This is a genomic window from Rhodopseudomonas sp. B29, from assembly GCF_000333455.1.
GTDB lineage: Bacteria > Pseudomonadota > Alphaproteobacteria > Rhizobiales > Xanthobacteraceae > Rhodopseudomonas.
Genome location: NZ_BADD01000239.1, coordinates 1 through 4,123 on the forward strand (window position 1 = coordinate 1; position 4,123 = coordinate 4,123).

Genomic DNA, 4,123 nt, shown 5'->3' on the forward strand with positions numbered 1-4,123 from the left:
CAGCGCGGCCTCGGCCAGGGTCAGCAGCAGGGCCAGCGCGGCCAGAAGGGCGAACGCGGTCAGCAGGGCCAGGCCGGCGAGGGACAACAGGGCGAAGGCGAGCAGGCCGGCAACGGTCTCGGTGACGCCGATCAGGCGATGGGCGATGCCGAGGGCCGGCTCGGCGAAGGCAACGCCGACAGCGCTGTCGACTCGCAGGGCCGCGCGCTCGAAGCGCTGCGCCAGGGAGCGCAGAAACTCGCCGAAGCGATGCAGCCGGGAGACGGCGACGGCCAGGGCGAAGGTCCAGGCAATCGCCCCGGCCGTCAGCAGAGCGGCGGCAATCAAACCGACCCGCTCGGCCGGCCGCTGCACGGCCGCGACCTCGGCGACGACCTCACCGTGAAGATTCCCGGCGAGATCGACGTCCAGCGCGTCCGCCGCATCCTCGAAGAACTCCGCCGCCGCCTCTCCGACCCGTCACGCCCGCAGATCGAACTCGACTACATCGAGCGACTGCTGAAGGATTACTGAGCGGCGCGGCTGCCGTCGATTAGCAAGATCTCACCACGTCATTGCGAGCGAAGCGAAGCAATCCAGCTAGGGTACTGAGCTGGATTGCTTCGTCGCTTCGCTCCTCGCAATGACGAAGGCGTTATTGGTGCGACAATGAACTAACAACTCGCCTCATCGTCATCCTGAGGTGCGCGCGTAGCGCGCCTCGAAGGATGGCTGCAGGCACGCGTGGCGCATCCTTAGAGGCTCGCCCTTCGGGCGAGCGCCTCAGGATGACGTCGAATGTGTAGTTGTTTTCAGCCCCGCTTCTTCGCCGCCAGTGCGTCTGCGACGGCGGTGCGGATGTCGGCGACGGAGAATGGCTTGGTGACGACGTCGTGGACGATGGCGTCGAGGCCGGAGGCGCGTTCGCGCTGGTCGGCGAAGCCGGTCATCAGCAGGATCGTGAGATCGGGGAAGTCGCGCGCGGCGGCGAGCGCCAGCGCGATGCCGTCCATGATCGGCATCTTGATATCGGTCAGCAGCAGATCGAAGCGGCCGTCCTGTGCGGTGAGGATTTCGAGCGCCTCGCTGCCGTCCTCGGCCGTCACCGTCTCGTGGCCGTCCATCGCGATGGCGCGCGCCACCAGCGTGCGCATCGATTCTTCGTCGTCGGCGATCAGGACACGCGGCATCAGGTCTTCCCCGGTGCGCGGCCACCCGGCCGCGCCAGAAACTGTCTGCATGAAACGCTCTTACGCGCCGCCTGTGCCGATGTCGCGGCGATTGAAGAAGCGCACGTCGATCGAACGCGCCTCCGGCGGCGGCGACGCCAGCCGCGAGCGGAACCAGGCGCGCTCGCCGGGCCGCAGCACGCCCTGCTCGAGCACTGCATTCCAGGCGTAGATCTCGGTGCCCTTGCCGTCGCGGACCACGAAGCGGAGCCGCGGCACGTCGACCGTCTTGCGGGTCTCACCGACGATCACGCCTTCGATCACCAGCACCGGCTTCGACTCCACGGTCTCGCGGCTGAGCTTGACGTCCTTGAACGACAGCCCGCGCAAATTCACGTCGAAGCCGATCAGGCTGTAGAACTCCGCCGTCTGCGGCATCAGCCGCACCACATCGGCGCGCCAGAGCAGCAAACCCAGCGCGATCGCGCCGAGCGCCGCGCAGGCCGTCGGCGCGGTGAACAGCGACTTGATGGCCTGCTTCGGCTCCTGGCGGAATGGCTCGATCAAGCCCTTGAGACCGCGCGTCTTCCGCTTCTTGCCGGCCTTGTAGGGACGATGCGCGGCGAGGTCTTCCTCATGATGCGCCATCGCCGAGCGGGCGAACGGATCGGCCTCCTCGGCCGGCATTTCGGCGGCGATCGGCGGGCTTTCGACGACCGGCGTATCCGGCTCATCCTCGGCGACGCCCCATCCTGGATCAGACGCTGGATCGTCATCCGGTGGCTGCTCGGCCGCCGCCATGGCGACCTGAACCTCTGGATGGATCACGTCCTCGGGCCGCGCCAGCCAAACCTGCTTGCAGCGCGCGCAGCGTACATTGCGTCCGGCTTCACCCAGATTGGCCGGATTGATCGCATAGGATGTCGTACAATGGGGACAGACGATATGCATGGCGAATCGCGGACTCAGGATGGTGCGCCGCCACCCTAGCCGGCGTCCGTTAACGAACCGGAAACCATAAGCGCCCCAAAACCAGACCGAGCCTGGGGCTTGCCCCGGAATGCCGTGCCCACCGCGACCGGAGCTGAAAGTGGTCCGCTTCGAAAATGTCGGCCTGCGCTACGGCCTCGGCCCGGAGATCCTCCGCGATTTGAACTTCGCGATCCCGGCGCATTCGTTCCAGTTTCTCACCGGCCCCTCGGGCGCCGGCAAGACCTCGCTGCTGCGGCTGCTGTTCCTGTCGCTGCGGCCGACGCGGGGGCTGGTCAATCTGTTCGGCAACGACGTCTCGCTGCTCGGCAAGGACGACGTCGCGGCGCTGCGCCAGCGCATCGGCATCGTGCTGCAGGATTTCCGACTGCTCGACCACATGACCACCTACGAGAACGTCGCGCTGCCGTTTCGTGTCACCGGCCGGGAGGAATCGAGCTACCGCAAGGAAGTGATCGATCTCTTGAAATGGGTCGGTCTCGGCGAGCGGATGGACGCGCTGCCGCCGGTGCTGTCCGGCGGCGAGAAGCAGCGCGCCGCGATCGCCCGCGCGGTGATCGGCAGGCCGCAATTGCTGCTGGCGGACGAGCCGACCGGCAATGTCGATCCGACACTCGGCCGCCGGTTGCTGCGGCTGTTCGTCGAACTCAACAAGACCGGAACGGCGGTGATCATCGCCACTCATGATATCAATCTGATGGATCAATACGAAGCGCGCCGCCTGGTGCTGCACCAGGGCCGCTTGCACATCTATGAATAGGCCAGGCTTGCGACGGATCGACGACCAGCGTGACGTCATGGTGGATCTCGGGAATGAACGCCCGCAGCTCCCGGCGCGCGCACGCAACCAGTCGCCGATCGTGCCCCGCGCCTCGATCGCCGGCCGGGCGCTGGTCGCCGTGGTGGCAATCATGACGTTTCTCGCCGCAATGACCACCGGCGTCGTACTGTTGATCAGCGCCTCGGCGGCCGAATGGCAGTCCGACGTCTCCAGCGAAATCACCATCCAGGTCCGCGCTGCGCAGAACCGCGATCTCGATCGCGACGCCGCCACGGCCGCCGATATCGCCCGCGCCCAGAGCGGCATTGTCGAGGTGCGGGTGTTCTCCAAGGAGGAGTCCGCGAAGCTGCTCGAGCCGTGGCTCGGCACCGGCCTGTCGCTCGACGATCTGCCGGTGCCGCGCGTCATCGTGGCGCGCGTGACGCCGGGCACGCCGCTCGACCTCGCCGGGTTGCGCGGCCGGCTGACCGCCGCGGTGCCGTCCGCCACCGTCGACGACCACCGCGCCTGGATCGAGCGGATGCGCTCGATGACCGGCGCCACGGTGCTGGCCGGCCTCGGCGTGCTGGCGCTGGTCATCGTCGCCACCGTCATCTCGGTGTCGTTCGCCACCCGCGGCGCCATGGCGGCGAACAAGCCGATCGTCGAAGTGCTGCATTTCGTCGGCGCCAGCGACCGCTACATCGCCGACCGCTTCTTCCGGCATTTCCTGATGCTGGGCCTGCAGGGCGGCTTGATCGGCGGCGGCGCTGCGATCTTCGTGTTCGGCTTTTCCGAATCCATCGCCACCTGGTTTTCCGGCACCCCCGTCGGCGACCAGTTCGCCGCGCTGCTCGGAACCTTCTCGCTGCGCCCCACCGGCTATCTGACGCTGGTCGGCGTCGCCGTCCTGATCGCCGCCATCACGGCGCTGGCGTCCCGCCGCACCCTGTTCGCGACGCTGGCGGCAATCGAGTGAGCGCAACTTCCCGGCCCCCCAGGGGATTGTTGCGGACTCCCTTTCGCCCGAAATCGCACTAGAGTCCGACCTCGCCCGCCGGCATCCGCCGAAAGAAGCCGCTGCAGTGGCGCGCAAGAAGGGTATACCGCCGACCGATGACGCTGCTCGACGATCCCGAAACGCCCCGACCGCGCGCCGGCTTGTTCGGCAGCCGGGCCGCGACGCTGCGTGCCGGGATCGTGGCGGTGGTGGCGTTCGGCTTCG

At 67.6% G+C, this 4,123-nt stretch carries 5 protein-coding genes; 3 read left to right on the plus strand and 2 right to left on the minus strand.

What is annotated here, in order from left to right; genetic code table 11:
* Positions 1–513, plus strand: a 513-nt coding sequence (locus I5M_RS08505; RefSeq protein WP_022721006.1) for a DUF4175 family protein, incomplete at its 5' end; no start/stop codon positions are given.
* A 278-nt stretch (positions 514–791) separates the two neighbouring features.
* Here I5M_RS08505 and I5M_RS08510 read toward each other — a convergent pair.
* Together I5M_RS08510 and I5M_RS08515 are read right to left on the minus strand one after the other, a co-directional pair.
* Positions 792–1,169, minus strand: a complete 378-nt coding sequence (locus tag I5M_RS08510; protein WP_031335898.1) for a response regulator — start codon at positions 1,167–1,169, stop codon at positions 792–794.
* A gap of 60 nt (positions 1,170–1,229) precedes the next feature.
* Complete coding sequence (locus I5M_RS08515; protein WP_022721008.1) at positions 1,230–2,099, minus strand: MJ0042-type zinc finger domain-containing protein; 870 nt, start codon at positions 2,097–2,099, stop codon at positions 1,230–1,232.
* Between the two features lie 139 nt (positions 2,100–2,238).
* Between I5M_RS08515 and ftsE the strand changes: the two genes are divergently transcribed.
* Complete coding sequence (ftsE, locus tag I5M_RS08520; RefSeq protein WP_031335899.1) at positions 2,239–2,898, plus strand: cell division ATP-binding protein FtsE; 660 nt, start codon at positions 2,239–2,241, stop codon at positions 2,896–2,898.
* A complete protein-coding gene (locus tag I5M_RS08525; RefSeq protein ID WP_031335900.1) occupies positions 2,891–3,877 on the plus strand; it encodes an ABC transporter permease in 987 nt (328 codons plus the stop codon). Before ftsE ends, I5M_RS08525 begins: the two co-directional genes overlap by 8 nt.
* The last annotated feature ends 246 nt before the right edge of the window (positions 3,878–4,123 follow it).

What these genes read in the sequence shown, in the direction of transcription:
- I5M_RS08525 (WP_031335900.1), top strand. Translation starts at nt 2,891, where the DNA reads ATGAATAGGCCAGGCTTGCGACGGATCGACGACCAGCGTGACGTCATG.
- I5M_RS08515 (WP_022721008.1), bottom strand. Translation starts at nt 2,099, where the DNA reads ATGCATATCGTCTGTCCCCATTGTACGACATCCTATGCGATCAATCCG.
- I5M_RS08510 (WP_031335898.1), bottom strand. Translation starts at nt 1,169, where the DNA reads ATGCCGCGTGTCCTGATCGCCGACGACGAAGAATCGATGCGCACGCTG.